16 protein-coding genes are annotated in these 15456 nt (G+C 62.6%); 13 read left to right on the forward strand and 3 right to left on the reverse strand.

What is annotated here, in order from left to right:
- Positions 1-55: 55 nt before the first annotated feature.
- Together AB1555_02885 and AB1555_02890 are read right to left on the reverse strand one after the other, a co-directional pair.
- A complete protein-coding gene (locus AB1555_02885; GenBank protein ID MEW6245638.1) occupies positions 56-1030 on the reverse strand; it encodes an ATP-binding cassette domain-containing protein in 975 nt (324 codons plus the stop codon).
- Positions 1030-1719 (reverse strand): LON peptidase substrate-binding domain-containing protein, encoded by a 690-nt coding sequence (locus tag AB1555_02890; GenBank protein MEW6245639.1) that lies wholly within the window; start codon positions 1717-1719, stop codon positions 1030-1032. Before AB1555_02890 ends, AB1555_02885 begins: the two co-directional genes overlap by 1 nt.
- A gap of 136 nt (positions 1720-1855) precedes the next feature.
- Here AB1555_02890 and AB1555_02895 point away from each other — a divergent pair, with 136 nt between their 5' ends.
- From AB1555_02895 to AB1555_02940, 10 genes are all read left to right on the forward strand, one after another.
- The gene (locus AB1555_02895) at positions 1856-2995 is read left to right on the forward strand and encodes a lipocalin-like domain-containing protein (GenBank protein ID MEW6245640.1); all 1140 of its coding nucleotides are present in this window, start codon (positions 1856-1858) and stop codon (positions 2993-2995) included.
- 138 nt (positions 2996-3133) lie between these two features.
- On the forward strand, positions 3134-4450 hold the full coding sequence (gene trmFO, locus AB1555_02900) for a methylenetetrahydrofolate--tRNA-(uracil(54)-C(5))-methyltransferase (FADH(2)-oxidizing) TrmFO (protein ID MEW6245641.1): 1317 nt from the start codon (positions 3134-3136) through the stop codon (positions 4448-4450).
- Entirely contained in the window at positions 4423-5370 is a 948-nt protein-coding gene (gene xerC, locus AB1555_02905) for a tyrosine recombinase XerC (protein ID MEW6245642.1), read from the forward strand. The genes trmFO and xerC overlap by 28 nt, the downstream gene beginning before the upstream one ends.
- On the forward strand, positions 5367-5903 hold the full coding sequence (gene hslV / locus AB1555_02910; GenBank protein ID MEW6245643.1) for an ATP-dependent protease subunit HslV: 537 nt from the start codon (positions 5367-5369) through the stop codon (positions 5901-5903). The genes xerC and hslV overlap by 4 nt, the downstream gene beginning before the upstream one ends.
- A 13-nt stretch (positions 5904-5916) precedes the next feature.
- Complete coding sequence (gene hslU / locus AB1555_02915; GenBank protein ID MEW6245644.1) at positions 5917-7314, forward strand: ATP-dependent protease ATPase subunit HslU; 1398 nt, start codon at positions 5917-5919, stop codon at positions 7312-7314.
- A 93-nt stretch (positions 7315-7407) separates the two neighbouring features.
- A complete protein-coding gene (argB, locus tag AB1555_02920) occupies positions 7408-8301 on the forward strand; it encodes an acetylglutamate kinase (protein ID MEW6245645.1) in 894 nt (297 codons plus the stop codon).
- Positions 8302-8391: 90 nt separating this feature from the next.
- Positions 8392-9276 (forward strand): M28 family peptidase, encoded by an 885-nt coding sequence (locus AB1555_02925; GenBank protein ID MEW6245646.1) that lies wholly within the window; start codon positions 8392-8394, stop codon positions 9274-9276.
- Between the two features lie 412 nt (positions 9277-9688).
- Positions 9689-9925 carry a type II toxin-antitoxin system HicB family antitoxin gene (locus AB1555_02930; GenBank protein ID MEW6245647.1) on the forward strand — a complete coding sequence of 79 codons (237 nt, stop codon included), beginning with the start codon at positions 9689-9691 and terminating at the stop codon, positions 9923-9925.
- Between the two features lie 121 nt (positions 9926-10046).
- Positions 10047-10151, forward strand: a complete 105-nt coding sequence (locus tag AB1555_02935) for a type II toxin-antitoxin system HicA family toxin (GenBank protein MEW6245648.1) — start codon at positions 10047-10049, stop codon at positions 10149-10151.
- Positions 10152-10281: 130 nt separating this feature from the next.
- Positions 10282-11046, forward strand: a complete 765-nt coding sequence (locus AB1555_02940; GenBank protein MEW6245649.1) for a hypothetical protein — start codon at positions 10282-10284, stop codon at positions 11044-11046.
- Here the strand turns inward: AB1555_02940 and AB1555_02945 are convergent.
- Positions 11036-11575 carry a gamma carbonic anhydrase family protein gene (locus tag AB1555_02945; GenBank protein ID MEW6245650.1) on the reverse strand — a complete coding sequence of 180 codons (540 nt, stop codon included), beginning with the start codon at positions 11573-11575 and terminating at the stop codon, positions 11036-11038. The genes AB1555_02940 and AB1555_02945 overlap by 11 nt on opposite strands.
- Before the next feature lie 109 nt (positions 11576-11684).
- Between AB1555_02945 and AB1555_02950 the strand changes: the two genes are divergently transcribed.
- From AB1555_02950 to csm6, 3 genes are all read left to right on the forward strand, one after another.
- On the forward strand, positions 11685-12392 hold the full coding sequence (locus AB1555_02950; GenBank protein MEW6245651.1) for a DUF3800 domain-containing protein: 708 nt from the start codon (positions 11685-11687) through the stop codon (positions 12390-12392).
- A 246-nt stretch (positions 12393-12638) separates the two neighbouring features.
- Positions 12639-14117 carry a 30S ribosomal protein S12 methylthiotransferase RimO gene (gene rimO / locus AB1555_02955; protein MEW6245652.1) on the forward strand — a complete coding sequence of 493 codons (1479 nt, stop codon included), beginning with the start codon at positions 12639-12641 and terminating at the stop codon, positions 14115-14117.
- A gap of 118 nt (positions 14118-14235) precedes the next feature.
- The gene (csm6, locus tag AB1555_02960; GenBank protein ID MEW6245653.1) at positions 14236-15360 is read left to right on the forward strand and encodes a CRISPR-associated ring nuclease Csm6; all 1125 of its coding nucleotides are present in this window, start codon (positions 14236-14238) and stop codon (positions 15358-15360) included.
- Positions 15361-15456: the final 96 nt, after the last annotated feature.

The following is a 15456-nucleotide window of genomic DNA, read 5'->3' on the forward strand; positions in this document are numbered from 1 at the left end:
GACGGCTACTGAACAATTCCACATTTCACATTCCTCATTTCACATTCCTCATTCCTCATTCCTCATTTTCCCCAGGGAATTCTTCCCGAATCGCGTGGCCGGTGTGGGCGACGAACACGTCGTCCAGCCGCGGACGGTGATAGTCGATGAACTCCAGACCGCAGTTCAGCCGATTCGCGGCGTCGAGAATCGCCGGCAGGGCTTTCTCGGGAGACTCCACCCGGATATCGAGCCCCCTCGGCGTCGTGCTCACGGCCCGGATGGACGGCAACCCTTTCAAGGCGGCGGCCAACGGCTCGATCCGGTCGGTCTCCTTCACCGTCAGCGAGACGATGTCGCCGCCCAGTCCGACTTTCAGTTCGGTCGGCGAGCCCAGCGCCTTGATCCGTCCGGCGTCGATGATCGCCAGCCGGTCGCAGAGCTGATCGGCTTCGTCCAAATAGTTGGTCGTCATCACGACGGTCATGCCCCGCTCGCGGAGCCCGCGCACGTAGTCCCAGATGCGCAGGCGGCTTTGCACATCCAGGCCCAGCGTAGGCTCGTCCAGAAAAAGGATCTTCGGATCCGGCAGCAGCCCGCAGGCGATGTCCAGTTTCCGCTTCATCCCGCCGGAATAGGTCTTGGCGACCCGGTCCGCGTGCCGCTCCAGTTCCACCAGCCTCAGCAGATCGTCGATCCGGCGCCGGGCTTCGTCTTTGGGCAGATGGTACAGATTGGCGAGGAGGTCCAGATGTTCGCGCCCCGTGAGGAATCGGTCGATCGCCCGTTCCTGCGGCACATATCCGATGAGCCGGCGCACCTGCTCCGGTTCGCGCGCCACGTCGTGGCCCAACACGACGGCGGACCCCGACGTCGGCCGCAGCAAGCCGATCAGAATCCGGAGCGTGGTGCTCTTTCCCGCGCCGTTGGGGCCCAGCAGACCGAAGATCTCGCCCTGAAAGACCTGAAAGGACAGGTCCTCGACGGCCTTCACGCCATCATGATAGGCTTTGCCCAGCCGGGACACCTCGATGGTGACCGCCCGTTCCATCAGCCCCAGCCCTTTGCTCCGTCCTGCTCGTGTACTTTGAACTGGATCAGGTCGATGAGCCGCCGAGCCTGTTGTTGAAGCGAGTCCGCTTCGAGGAGAAATTGTTTTTCGAGTGGAGTGCAGTCGAAGTGGGTCGAGAGGGTGTTCACGAGGATGTCATCGTTCACGTCCTCGCGGAAGAAGTTCTGCCAATGGGGATGATCCTCGTGGGCGTGAAGATAGTCCCCGAGCACCTTGATCAGATAGGCCCGCACCGCCGGATCGAGCGACGACTTCGACGCCCGCGGTTTCAGCGCAATCGCCGCTTCGCGATAACTCTTATCGTGGAACTCCTGCCGCACCTCGTACCGTTCCAGACCCTGCAGCAGGATGTTCGACCGGCCGTCCGGTAGGGGCTGGACGCTGACGAGACGACCGACGCACCCCATCTCGAAGATCGGAGGATCGCCGTAATAATTCGCTTCCCAGCCTTCCTTGAGCAATGCCATCCCGATGCACTGGCCTCCGGCGGCCGCGTCGGCGACCATTTGCCGATAGCGCGGTTCGAAGATGTGCAACGGCAGGTAGGTCTTGGGAAAGAAGACGACGTTGGGCAGCGCGAACACAGGGATGCGTTCCGGAATCCGGAACGACGCCGCCTTTTCGCGCGGGTCGCGGCCCTGATGATCGCGCTCTCGATCGGTTTGCATGCCTCACGATAGCCGATGCTCTCGGAAGTTGTCAACCGAGCGGCAGGTTCGCGTCGCCGCCGACGACGACGAGAAAACCCTCGCCAATACTGGCGATTTGCACGGCGAGGGACGGAGTGTTATAAGCCATTCCGTCATGCGCACCCGATCCCGCACGGCGACGTCGTTGCTGGTTGGTGCACTGGCGCTGGGGTCTGTTTCTCAGGCCGCCCGCGACGGCGCCGCGACCGACGGCGGGTTCCGTCTCGCCCTTCCGGGCTATCAGTACCGCTTCCCGCAGGACCACGGATCGCACGACGCATTTCGGACGGAATGGTGGTATTACACCGGTCACCTCACCGCCCGGAACGGCCGCCGTTTCGGCTTTCAATTGACCTTCTTCCGGCGCGGCGTCGCGCCGGAGCGCCTCAGTACCGAGCCGTCCCGCTGGACGATCCGACACCTGTACCTGGCCCACTTTGCGCTCTCCGATCTGGACAACGGCCGGTTCTCTATGGCCGAGAAGATCAGCCGGGCCGGGTTGGGCAAAGCCGGCGCGGACGCCGACCGCCTCCGCGTGTGGATCGATCGGTGGAGCGTCGAACGGCTGTCCGGGGACCCCGATCGCCATCGCCTGCGCGCGGCCGCCGACGGATTCGCCGTGGATCTGACGGTCACCTCGCTCAAACCGCCGGTCGTGCACGGCACGGACGGCGTGAGCCGCAAAGGCGACCGTCGAGGACAGGCGTCCCATTATTACTCGCTCACGAGGCTGGCGACCGAAGGGAGCGTGACGGTGCACGGGGAGCAGCTCGCGGTCGCGGGCACGAGTTGGATGGATCATGAGTTCGGTTCCGCGGACCTTGGTCGCGACGTGGTCGGCTGGGATTGGTTCAGCGTCCAGCTCAGCAACAACTCCGAGCTCATGGTCTATCGCCTCCGACGCGCAGACGGCTCGCCCGATCCGGCTTCCAGCGGCACGCTGATTCTCGCCGACGGGCGCTCTCAGCACCTGCCCGGGAACAGTCTTCGTCTGGAGCCTCTCACCTACTGGACCAGTCCGTCGAGCGGCGCGCGCTACCCTCAACGCTGGCGGCTGTCCTGCACCTCGCCGGAGTTCTCGCTCGAGCTGACCCCGTCGCTCGCGGATCAGGAATTGATCACCCGCCGGAGCACCCAGGTGACCTACTGGGAAGGCGCCGTGCAGGCGACGGGGACATGGCGCGGGGCGGCGGTGTCGGGACAGGGCTATGTGGAGATGACCGGGTACGCCGAACGCGTCACGCACCGCCTGTAAGCGCGATACGGTCTCGGCCCGTCGTTCGTTATCGACGTGCTCCGGCGGCCGCTTGCCGGCGGCCGCTTGCCTTGACATCCCTAAAACCCGGTTTCTACAATGAGCCTTCTCCGCCATTCCAACCGGAGTTTCAACGCGATGCGTGAAGACATCGTGATCGTGGGCGGCGGGCTCGCCGGCTCCGAAGCGGCCTGGCAAGCAGCCAACCGCGGAGCTCGGGTCACGCTCTACGAGATGCGGCCCAAGGAGCCCACGAAAGCCCATAAAACCGGGCTGCTCGCCGAGCTCGTCTGCTCCAACTCGCTGGGCTCCGGCGACATCCTGAGCGCGCCCGGCATCCTCAAGGAAGAAATGCGCCGGCTCAATTCGCTGATCGTCCGCGTCGCCGACGAAGTGCGGGTGCCGGCCGGCTCGGCGCTGGCGGTGGACCGGGACTTGTTCGCCCGGAAGGTCACGGAGGCGCTGGAAGCGCATCCCGACGTGCGGATCATTCGGGAGGAGATCACAGCCATCCCGACCGACTGCGTGTGCATCATCGCGACCGGACCGTTGACCTCAGACCGCCTGTCGCAGGCGATCGCCAACTTGACCCACGCCAAACATCTGTACTTTTACGACGCGATCTCGCCGATCATCGACGCCGACTCGATCAACATGAATGTGGTATTTCGGGCTTCGCGCTACGACAAAGGCGGAGACGATTACCTGAACTGTCCGATGGACGAGGAGACGTACAACACATTTTACGAAGCGCTGCTGGCGGCCGAAAAGGTCCAACCCAAGGACTTCGAGAAGATTCCCTATTTCGAAGGCTGCATTCCCATCGAGGTCATGGCGGAGCGGGGGCGCCAAACCATGCAGTTCGGTCCGCTCAAGCCGGTGGGCCTTGAAGATCCGCGGACCGGCGCGCGGCCGTACGCCGTCGTGCAGCTTCGGGCGGAAAACGCCCACGGGACGTGTTACAACATGGTCGGGTTTCAGACAAAGCTGACCTACCCGGAGCAGAAGCGGGTGTTCCGCATGATCCCCGGCTTGGAGAACGCGGAGTTCCTCCGCTACGGCAGCTTGCACCGGAATACGTTCATCAACTCGCCGCTGTTGCTCCGGGCGACGTTGCAACTCAAGGCGCGCGGCACGGTGTTCTTCGCGGGGCAGATCGTCGGCGTGGAGGGGTACACGGAGTCCGCGGCGATGGGCGGCCTGGCCGGCATCAACGCCGCCCGCGGCCTGGCCGGGCTCCCGCTGGTGACGCCGCCGGCGACGACGGCGCACGGCAGCCTGCTCTCATATATCACGACCTGCGAGCCGCGACATTTCCAACCGATCAACACCAATTTCGGTCTGTTCCCGCCTCTGCCGAGCAGGATCCGAGACAAGGAACAGAAACGGCGCCTCATCGGCCAACGCGCGCTAGAGGATCTCGAGGCATGGAAGACGCGATCCGGGCTTTCGTGACGTTTCTTGACGCGGAGCAGGGAGCGTCCCGCGAGACCATTCGCAGCTATCAGGCCGACCTTCGCCAGTTCCATGCGTTTCTGAAAAATTCCGGACAGGCGAACGACGACCGCCGGCCCGGCGAGATCGAGGCGGCCATGATCCGGAACTATCTGGCGTGGCTGGACCGGAAAGGGGAGAAAAAAAGTTCGTTGGCGCGCAAGCTGGCGACGCTCCGGAGCTTCTATCGCTTCCTCATGAGGGAAGGGGTGGTCACGCGGAGCCCCGCCGAGGACATCAGAACGCCCAAACAGCCGAAGCCGCTCCCTCGCGCGCTGACGAAAGAGGACGCGGACGCTTTGATGGAACTGCCGAACGCCGAGACGCTGCTGGCGCGCCGCGACCGGGCCATACTCGAAACGCTGTACTCGACCGGCGCCCGCGTGAGCGAACTGGTCGGGATGAATGTGGGCGATCTTCACGCCGCCGAAGGATTGGTGCGACTGCGCGGCAAAGGCCGCAAGGAGCGGATCGTCCCGATCGGGGACGTGGCGCTGGAGGCCATCAGGGACTACCACGATGCGTTATCCCGTCACGCATCACGCATCACGCATCACGCCCTTGAGCCCGTCTTCCGGAACAGCCGCGGCGGCCGGCTCACGTCCCGGAGCGTCGCCCGCATCGTGACGAAATATTCCCGCAGCCTGCCGGGCGGACGGGTCAGCCCGCACGCGCTGCGCCATTCGTTTGCGACCCATCTGCTGGACGAAGGGGCGGACTTGCGCGCGATTCAGGAAATGTTGGGCCACGCGTCGCTCAATACGACCCAGAAATACACCCACCTGGCGCCGAGCCAACTCATGGCCGTGTACGACAAGGCTCATCCCCGGGCGAGGCTGCAATCCCCCGTTCAGGACAAGGAGGACGCCGGACGGTCATGACGATTCGCTCCACCACGATCCTGTGCGTGAGACGGGACGGCAATGTCGCGATGGGCTGCGACGGCCAGGTGACCGTCGGCACCACCGTGATGAAGCACAATGCGAAAAAACTCCGGCGCATGCACCACGACCACGTCCTGGCCGGCTTTGCCGGAGCCACCGCCGACGCCTTTACGTTGTTCGAAAAGTTCGAGGCCAAGCTGGAAGAATATCGCGGGAACCTGACCAGGGCGGCCGTCGAGCTGGCGAAGGACTGGCGGACCGACCGGATCCTCCGGCGATTGGAAGCGCTGCTCGCCGTCGCCGACCTGGACCACTCGTTCGTGATCTCGGGCACCGGCGACGTGGTGGAGCCGGAAGACGGCATCCTGGCGATCGGGTCCGGCGGGCCCTATGCGCTGGCGGCCGCGCGCGCGTTGCTCGGCCATTCGACCTTGGACGCGCGCCGGATCGTCGAGGAATCCATGGCGATCGCCGGCGGCATCGACATCTACACCAACCAGCAGATCCTGATCGAAGAACTCAAACGGTGAGCCCCGCGACGTCATGATGTCGGACCAACAGCCGGCCCTGCCCAATCTCAACAACCTCACACCCAGGCAGATCGTCGAGGAATTGGACCGCTACGTGATCGGCCAGCGCGACGCGAAGCGCATGGTCGCCATCGCCCTGCGCAACCGCTGGCGGCGGCAGCAGTTGACGCCCGACCTGCGCGACGAAGTGATGCCGAAAAACATCATCATGATCGGCCCGACCGGCGTCGGCAAAACAGAGATCGCGCGCCGGCTCGCCAAGCTGGCTCAGGCGCCGTTCCTCAAAGTCGAGGCGTCGAAGTTTACCGAGGTCGGGTACGTCGGGCGGGACGTGGAGTCCATCATCCGGGACCTCACGGAGCTCGCCGTCAACATGGTCAAGGCGAAACATCTGGACGACGTGCAGCACAAGGCGGAGCGGCTCGGGGAGGAGCGGCTGCTCGATCTTTTGCTGCCCCCCGCCACGCCGCGTCCCGGCTTCTTCGAAGAGATAGGCCGGCCGGACGCCGCGCAACCGGGCGCGGAGTCGTACGAAGCCACTCGCTCGAAGCTGCGTCTCCAATTGCGGGAAGGCAAGCTCGATCACCGGACCGTCGAACTGGAAGTCAAGGACCGGGCGCTGCCGATCGGCGTCATCTCGAACGTCGGCGGGCTGGAGGAGCTGGAAAGCGGCCTGCGCGAGATGCTCGGGGGCATGTTCCAGGGCAAAAAGAAAAAGCGCTTGATGAAAGTGCCGGAGGCGCTGAAACATCTCACCCAGGAAGAAGCACAGAAGCTGATCGACATGGACGAAGTGGTGCGGGAGGCGATCGCCAAGGTCGAGCAGGCCGGCATCGTCTTCTTGGACGAGATCGACAAGATCGCCGGGCGCGAGCGGAGCGTCGGCCCCGATGTGTCGCGGGAGGGCGTGCAGCGCGACCTGCTGCCGATCGTCGAGGGTTCGACCGTGAATACGAAGTACGGCCCGGTCCAGACGGACCACATCCTGTTCATCGCCGCGGGCGCGTTCCACGTCGCCAAGCCCTCGGACCTGATTCCCGAATTGCAGGGCCGGTTCCCCATCCGGGTCGAGTTGAGCCCGCTGACCAAAGAGGACTTCATCCGGATCCTGACCGAACCGAAGGGCGCGCTGGTCCGGCAATACCAGGCGCTCCTCGCGACCGAAGGCCTCACGCTGGACTTCACGAAGGACGGAGTGGAGGAGGTCGCCGCGACGGCCGTGCAGGTGAACGACCGGACGGAAAACATCGGGGCCCGCCGCCTGTTCACGATCATGGAACGGCTGCTGGAACAGGTGTCGTTCGAAGGGCCCGAGTGGCCCGACAAGAAGGTCGTCATCGACGCGCAGTACGTCAAAGACCGCCTGCGCGACATCGTGAAGGATCAGGACCTGAGCCGGTTTATCCTTTGAGCGAGACTGGCGCGACGGGCCACTGGCGCGAAACGGCTTTCGCACCTCTCGCCTGTCTCGCGCTTCGCGCGCATCTCGCAGCAGGAGCCTGCAATGAACAAACTCATCAGAAAAGCCAACATTCTCGTCGAGGCCCTGCCGTACATCCGCACGTTCGCCGGCAAGACCATCGTGATCAAGTACGGCGGCAAGGCCATGACGGAGGATGCGCTGAAGGATCGCTTTGCGCTGGACGTCGTCCTGTTCAAATACGTCGGCCTCAACCCGGTCATCGTGCACGGCGGCGGGCCGCAGATCAACAAGATGCTGGATACGCTGGGGCTGGAAGCCAGGTTCCGGCACGGCGTGCGGATCACCGACCGGGCGACGATGGACATCGTGGAGATGGTGTTGGGCGGCAAGATCAACAAGGAAATCGTCGCGCTCATCAATCAACACGGCGGGCGGGCCGTCGGGCTGACCGGCAAGGACGGCGATCTCATCCACGCGAAGCCCTTGACCATGAAAGCCTGGGCGGAAAGCATCGGGACGGAACACGACGGCTCGCCGGAGGAGGACTTCGGCCTGGTGGGGGACATCCAATCGGTCAATCCGCGCGTCATCGAAAAGCTCCAGCAGGAGAACTTCATCCCGGTCATCGCGCCGATCGGGACCGACCGCGCCGGCAACACGTACAACATCAACGCCGATCTGGTGGCCGGGGCAGTCGCCGGCGCGCTCAAAGCCGAAAAGCTGCTGGTACTGACCGACGTCAAGGGCATCCGCGACGCGAAAGGCCGGCACGTCTCCACCCTGTCGCGCAAAGATATGCAGCGGATGGTGAAGAAGGGCACGATCGGCGAGGGCATGTTGCCCAAAGTCCATGCCTGTCTGATGGCGCTCGACGGGGGTGTCCGCAAGGCGCACATCATCGACGGCCGCATGCCCCACGCGATCCTGCTCGAAGTGTTCACGGACAAAGGCATCGGGACGGAGATCGTGGCATGAGCGACAACCGGCGTGAACCGTTCATCGTTATTCGCTGAACGGAGGAGACATGTTCCGCTTTCCACACGTTTAACGGTTAACGATTGACGCATGTCTTCTCACGAGAGTTTGTACGCCCACCTCCAGGCCCTCGTCGGCGAGCGCCATCCCCAGACCTCACCTGCCGCGTTGCTCCAAGCCGAACACTATCTCCGAGACCAATTCGCCGCGCTGGGTTACGAGGTCGCTACGCACGAGTTCGAGGCGCTCGGCGGGACGTATCGGAACGTGATCGCAACGCGCCTCCCACTGACTGCATCAGCCAGAGGCGGACCGCCGCTCATCCTCGCGGCCCACTTCGACACGGTGATGGGCTCGCCCGGCGCCGACGACAACGCCAGCGGGGTGGCGGTGCTGCTGGAAGTCGCGCGTCGGCTTCGCGACCTTCCGCTGGGTCGGCCTGTGCGATTCATCGCCTTCAATCTGGAAGAGGAAGACCTGCCTGCAGAAAGGCAAGGCCTGCTCGGTAGCCTGGCCTATGCCGCACATCTGCGAGCGACCGACCAGAACATTCTTGGCGCGATCGTCCTGGAATGTGTCGGCTATGCGCGCTCTGAGGAAGGAACGCAGCAGGTCCCGCCGGGCGTCCCGATCGCCGTGCCTTCAACGGGCAACTTCCTAGGCGTCATCGGCAACGCCGCCTCGGCGGCCCTCACCGCCTCTGTCGAACAGGCGGCAAAGCCGCACGTGCCGGTCGTGTCGCTGGTGGTCCCCGGCAACGGGGAACTCCTCCCCGACACCAGACGCAGCGACCACGCTTCCTTCTGGCACTACGGCTCCCCCGCCGTCATGCTCACCGACACGGCCAACTTCCGCAATCCCCACTACCACCAGCCGACGGATACCATCGAGACGGTGAACATGGAGTTCCTGAGCAAGGTCGCTTCGGCCGTCACTGCGTCGGCGTTAGAGCTTGCCGGTAGGCCACATTCATAACAGTCAAAGAAGCGATTGCTAGATCCGGAAAGACTACGGGCACCTTCCTGAAAGGCACGTAGAGTGCTGAAGCCGGAATTTGATTTGAGCCGATTCAGCAGCGACTCGAGCTTCAGGTCCTCGAAGAAAGGGGTCGTCGTCTCGAAGAAAGGGGTCGGGAGTCGTTTCAGGCTGCTCCTTTTCTGACCGCTTCTTTCCTGGACCGCTTTCAGCAAGAAAGACTCCCGACCCCGTTTTTGCCCGACCTGAAACGGTCTCTTCGACTTCGCCGCCCGCAGTCGCCTCGATGACCTCTTCCAGCCTTCCTCCGCCGCAACATCCGAAAGGAGTTACAGTGTGGGGCATCTCGACCCTTCTTCTTTGTGGGCTTTGGATCAGCGGTTTGCTATAATCCGCCGCGGAGAGGTTCAGGATGACGTTCTATCACTTCGAGATCGTGGTGGAGAAGGAGTCGGACGATCAGGGCTATTCAGCCTACAGCCCAACGCTGCCAGGCTGTTTCAGCAATGGCAAGACGATCGAGGAGGCCAGGCGGAATATCCGCGAAGCCATCCAGCAGCACATTGCCTCCCTCCTGGCCCACGGCCAGCCGGTCCCGCAGAATGAGAACCTTGTGCATGTGGAGGAGTTGACGGTTGGGGTTCCGTAATGAGTCGGATGCCCCAGGTCACTGCCCAAGACCTTGTCCGCTTCCTTAAGACTCAGGGTTTCATAGAAGATCGTCAATCTGGTAGCCACTGACGCTCTGGCACGAAGCCCGTCAGGTTTCCGTGACGATTCCGATCCATACCGGCTGTGATCTTGGGCGAGGCCTGGCGCTGCGCATCCTGAAGGACGCCGGATTTTCCGTGGACGACTATCTACGGCTTCGGTGATCTGCCGCTGACCTGCTTCCTACCTCGCCCGCACGGTGTCCTTTCTGCTGAAGCGGCGTGAGAGCCGTACCCATCCCTGACTCACCACTTGACTTAAACGTGACTCACTGTCTCCTGTGAAATCTCCATCATGAGAAGCACCAAGCGCCGCCTCCGTTCCACAACCTTCCGCACCATCCGCCGCATCTTTGACGCGCTCGACTACTCCACCCTCGGCAGCGTGTACTGCGACGAGGGCGGGGATGCGTTTTGGAAAGTCAAGCGCGGGCCGTGCCGGCGGTTGGGGATCAAGCTGGCCGAGGCGCTGATGGCGCGGCTCAAGCCGGACGGGCGGAGTCTCTACGTCGGCGCGGGGGTGGCGGAGATCCCCTTGCTGGCGATGGAAACGCTGGAACTCGGCCGGGAGGTGACGGCCTATAACCTGCGGGCCGACGAGGTGGCGGTGCTGAACCAGGCCTGCAAGGGGTTGCCTTTTGAGTTCGCGGCTGCTGACGCGGGGACGGCGCCGGGCGTTTTCGATCATCTCTGGATCGTCAGCGTGTTGAACGATCCGGAACGGTTTCCCGATCTGGCCGCGCTTTCCTATGGCCGGGCCGATCCTGTCACATTCGATCCGAAGAAGTTTGCAGGCGAGCGCCGCATTGTGAGGATTCTGGCTGACCGGTGCCTGCGTAAGCTCGCGCTTCCCGCGCTGGTCACGACCTCGACGGAGGAATTGGTCTGGATCGCCGAATGGTGCCACCGGCGAGGCATTCCCTATCGCGTGGGAGATGAGCGGTACCCCACCGCGACCGTCGGGGACCCGGTGTGTTTTGTGCGGATCGGCTCCACCCCTCACCCTTCCCTCTCCCCTCGGGTGAGGGGAGAGGATGAAACGACCGGCCTCACACTTTGAATCCGGTCTTTGATTTTGCCGGATCGGCCAGGTATTGGCGGGCGTAGTTGACGTAGTTCTGAGCCGACTCTCTGATCCAGGCCAACTCCTCGTCGGTCACCGGCCGCCTCACTCGCGCCGGCGCGCCCAGGATCACGCTCTTGGGCGGCACGACCGTGCCCTCGGTGACCAGCGCGCCGGCGCCGACGACCGAATCCTCGCCGATCACCGCGCCGTCCATGATGATCGCGCCCATGCCGACGAGCACGCGATCCTTGATCGTGCAGCCGTGCAGGACCACGTGGTGGCCGATCGTCACGTCGTCGCCGATGACGAGCGGCGCCGTGTCATGGGTGACGTGGAGCACACAGAGGTCCTGGACGTTGGTCCGGTGCCCGATGCGGACGTAGTTCACATCGCCCCGGATCACGGCGTGGAACCAGGCGCTCGAGTCCTCGCCGAAGACCACGTCGCCGATGACGACGGCCGTCTCCTCGATGAAGCAGGACTTCGGAATCGTCGGCTTGATGCCTTGGAAGGTGCGGATCATAGCGCCGTCATCTTCAAGAAAGTAAAGTCACTGTACCATCATTGTCATGGTAGTAAAGGGCCATTATAATGCGCGGTCGATATTCCTCCCTAGTTCTTAGGAGACTACCTTGAGGCTCTTTTTTCTGGACGAATCGGGAGAAGCTTTTGGCACGACACCGATTATGGTGGTAGGTGGGCTCATTGTAAATGCGGCAGATTGGCCAGTTCTTAGGGACGGACTCGCTGCAGTTAAAACTTCCTGCAATATCGGAGCCGATGTAGAAGTGAAGTGGCGACACACTCGCCATCAAGGGGGACATACAAATCCCTTGAGGAGCTTAACTGCTCAAGAAAGGGGGGCTTTTGCCAGGCAAGTGCTTGGGTTAATCAGAAAATGCGAAAAGGCTAGGGTAATTGGTTCTGTCATCGACGTTCAGAAAGCTCGTAGCTTGGGTAAAGATTCTTCACAGTTTTACGACTTTGCCGTAACCTTCTGTATCGAAAGATATCAGTACTACCTTCGGGCTGCTCGGGACCAAGGTATTGTTGTTCAGGATCGTCGCCACGAAAGACAGGATATGCGGCTTAGGGCTTTTTATGACCGACTGATGTCACGTGGCAGTTACTGGACGACCTTTACCAATATAATTGAAGGAGTGTTCCTGACGCCGTCGGAATATAGCGTTGGAATTCAGCTTGCTGACTTTGTGGTTGGTGCATTATACGTTGCCCACAGAAACCCCACTCCCGAAGAAGCTTTTTACAATATCATAAGAGGTAAGATTACAGGTGACCCACGTACTGGGAAGAGACACGGATTGAAGTTTTGGCCATAAAAAAACGCTGAGCGACCCCCAGTGAAGGGATCAACGCACGTCAGAACGTGCTCTCAGCGCGCCTTCTACATTACAAGCTACACTCTCTCCTCGTCAACAACTTTAATGACCACGACAATCTCTTGTTTTCCAACAACATATGATGCATCACACCCTCTCTCTGTACATACCCGCTGATTGACAGTCTTCTCAAACCTCCCGTAGACTCACCTTGCTATGTCGTCACGACTCAATCAGCCCAAGTCTGTGGGTTTGTGGAAACCGAAGATCGGCTTCGTGAACCTGGGCTGCTCCAAGAACCAGGTGGATTCCGAGATCATGCTCGGGTCGCTCCTCACGAACGGCTTCGAGCTGACCGCCGACGCGGAGAAGGCCGAGGTGGTGATTATCAACACCTGCGGTTTCATCGAAGAGGCCAAACAGGAATCCATCGACGCCATCATCGAGCACGGCGAATTGAAACAGTCGGGGTCCTGCAAAGTCCTGATCGCCGCCGGCTGCCTGGCCCAGCGATATCAGGGCGAATTGCTGAAGGAACTGCCGGAGTTGGACGCGGTCGTGGGGACCGGCGAGTTCGGCCGGATCGCCGAGATCTGCCGGGCGCTCTTGCGACCGAAACGGACCGCCCGGCGCATGTGGTTCAGCCCCCCGCCTTATCTCTACGACGAACTGGCGCCGCGCGTCCGGTTGGGGAAGGCCCACAGCGCCTATGTGAAGATCGCCGAGGGTTGTAACCGGAACTGCGCCTTCTGCGCGATCCCGCTCATGCGCGGCAAACAGCGGAGCCGGCCGGTGGAGTCGATCGTCGCGGAAGCGCGACGGCTGGCAGCGGAAGGGGTCAAAGAGATCAATCTCATTTCCCAGGACACGATCAACTACGGCATCGATCTGGGTTTGCGCCAGGGGTTCGTGAGCCTGCTCCGTGAGCTGCTCAAGGTGAAGGAGCTCCGCTGGATCAGGCCGTTCTATCTCTATCCGCAGCAGGTCACGGATGAACTGCTCGATCTGTACGCCGGCGAGGAAAAGATCGCCACGTACATCGACATGCCGTTGCAACACATCAACGACACAATGCTGAAGCGCATGCACCGTCTGGGCGATCAGGCGTATCTCACCGCCCTGGTCGAGCGGATGCGGGCTCGAATTCCCGGCGTCACGTTCCGCACCGCCTTCATCGTGGGGTTCCCCGGAGAAACGGACGCGGCGTTCGCGGAACTCAAACGGTTCGTGAGCGAGATGGAATTCGACCGGGTGGCGGTGTTTCTCTATTCCGACGAAGAAGGCACGCCGGCGGTTGAACTCGACAACAAAGTCGATCGCGCCGTGATGGAAGAACGGCGCAACGAATTGCTGGCCATTCAGGAGTCGATCGCCTCGGCCAAAAGCCGAGAGCAGATCGGCCGCACGCTGGAGGTGCTGGTGGACGGGCCGTCGGAAGAAACCGATCTCCTCTTGGAGGGCCGGCACGAAGGCCAGGCGCCGGACATCGACGGCGTGGTGTACATCAACGACGTGGCCGGCGATCCCACCAGCCCGCCGCGGGCCGGCCGAGACCGGCCCGACTGTCTCGCCCGCCCAGCCCAGGCCGGCCGAGACCGGCCCGACTTTCTCACCCGCCCAGCCCAGGCCGGCCGAGACCGGCCTTTCCCTGGGGCCGGCGACTTCGTCACGGTCCAAATCACCGAAGCCGCGACGTACGATCTGGTCGGGCGGATCGTGGGTTGAGGCCTCCCGCGCGAGACCGGCGAGACTCGCGCGACCTGCGCGATGCGACGCGGTAAAAGCCTGCCTTGACAGGCGACTGCGGATTTCGCATGATGCCCGCCGGCTGAAGCGAGAACGCATGCGCGACGTCTTAGTGGCGGTCTGTGGGCTCACTCCTCAAGTCGTCACCGAAACGCTCTGGGCGCTGCATCACCGCACCCCGCCGATTCATCCGACTCAGATCTGGATTCTCACCACCCTAGCCGGTCGCGACCAGTGCCTCCGCGCGCTCCTCGGGTTAAAGGGCGCGCTGGCTCGCTACATCAGTGAGTACCGGCCTAAACCCGTTCCCCGTTGCGGGCCGAACTCCATCATCCTCTTGGAAACAGCCGACGGCGAGCCGCTGGACGACGTCCGCACCGAACGGGACAACCGAGCGATTGCCGACCAGATCGCCGAGTTCATCCGTAAGCAGACGAGCCGAGCCGATACCCGCCTCCACTGCTCCGTTGCCGGCGGCCGCAAGACGATGGGGGTGCTCCTGGCCGCCGCGTTGCAATTGTACGGGCGGCCGGACGACCGGCTGTATCACGTGCTGGTCCCGCCGGAGTTCGAATCGCATCCGGAATTTTATTATCCGCCGAAACGCTCACGGAGGCTGGTGCTCCGCGATGGACGCCGATTGGATGCCCGGACGGCCACGATCGAACTGGCGGAATTGCCTTATGTCCGGTTGCGCGGCCTCCTGGCCGCGGAGCACCTGGCCACTGAGGCAACGCTGAGCGGGATTGCGGCAACCGCCCAACGGCGGCTTCAATTCCTCGTCGATCCGGAGCCGGTTCGGGTTCATCCGAGGGACAACGTCCTACGCATCGGCGCGAGCCGGATCGCGCTCTCCCCGGCGGGCATGACCGTCTACCGCGCGTTGGCCAGGACGAAGATGTCCCACTGCGCCCGCCCCGATCTGGAAACCTGCGGCGACTGCATGGAGTGTTACGTCCGGTTTACCAAGGACACATGGGCGCAGACAAAGACGATTCTCGCAGAGCGCGGCGGCGGGATGCCGATCCTGACGAATGCGACGGACGACAAAGACATCGCCAATCAATTCCGATCCTTGATTCGGAAGGTCAACAGCAGACTGGAACGGTCGCTCGGGATGGGGCCGGATGAGAACCCTTATCGAATCCGCTCCGGTGGAACACGTGGCGAGACCGTCTACGGCCTTGCGCTCGATAAAACCAAGATACGGGAGGAAGGCTAACCGGACAGCAACGTTGCGGCAATATTTCCAGAGTGGACGCGAGAGGCATCTCTGTTTATGCTGCCGCCAGGCATGAGGACATGCCCGTAGGACACG

Source organism: Nitrospirota bacterium (assembly GCA_040755395.1).
Taxonomy (GTDB): Bacteria; Nitrospirota; Nitrospiria; order Nitrospirales; family Nitrospiraceae; genus DATLZU01.

What these genes read in the sequence shown, in the direction of transcription:
- xerC (MEW6245642.1), top strand. Translation starts at nt 4,423, where the DNA reads ATGGAAGACGCGATCCGGGCTTTCGTGACGTTTCTTGACGCGGAGCAG.
- hslU (MEW6245644.1), top strand. Translation starts at nt 5,917, where the DNA reads ATGATGTCGGACCAACAGCCGGCCCTGCCCAATCTCAACAACCTCACA.
- AB1555_02885 (MEW6245638.1), bottom strand. Translation starts at nt 1,030, where the DNA reads ATGGAACGGGCGGTCACCATCGAGGTGTCCCGGCTGGGCAAAGCCTAT.
- AB1555_02940 (MEW6245649.1), top strand. Translation starts at nt 10,282, where the DNA reads ATGAGAAGCACCAAGCGCCGCCTCCGTTCCACAACCTTCCGCACCATC.
- AB1555_02925 (MEW6245646.1), top strand. Translation starts at nt 8,392, where the DNA reads ATGTCTTCTCACGAGAGTTTGTACGCCCACCTCCAGGCCCTCGTCGGC.
- AB1555_02945 (MEW6245650.1), bottom strand. Translation starts at nt 11,575, where the DNA reads ATGATCCGCACCTTCCAAGGCATCAAGCCGACGATTCCGAAGTCCTGC.
- csm6 (MEW6245653.1), top strand. Translation starts at nt 14,236, where the DNA reads ATGCGCGACGTCTTAGTGGCGGTCTGTGGGCTCACTCCTCAAGTCGTC.
- trmFO (MEW6245641.1), top strand. Translation starts at nt 3,134, where the DNA reads ATGCGTGAAGACATCGTGATCGTGGGCGGCGGGCTCGCCGGCTCCGAA.
- AB1555_02890 (MEW6245639.1), bottom strand. Translation starts at nt 1,719, where the DNA reads ATGCAAACCGATCGAGAGCGCGATCATCAGGGCCGCGACCCGCGCGAA.
- AB1555_02930 (MEW6245647.1), top strand. Translation starts at nt 9,689, where the DNA reads ATGACGTTCTATCACTTCGAGATCGTGGTGGAGAAGGAGTCGGACGAT.
- AB1555_02895 (MEW6245640.1), top strand. Translation starts at nt 1,856, where the DNA reads ATGCGCACCCGATCCCGCACGGCGACGTCGTTGCTGGTTGGTGCACTG.
- argB (MEW6245645.1), top strand. Translation starts at nt 7,408, where the DNA reads ATGAACAAACTCATCAGAAAAGCCAACATTCTCGTCGAGGCCCTGCCG.
- hslV (MEW6245643.1), top strand. Translation starts at nt 5,367, where the DNA reads ATGACGATTCGCTCCACCACGATCCTGTGCGTGAGACGGGACGGCAAT.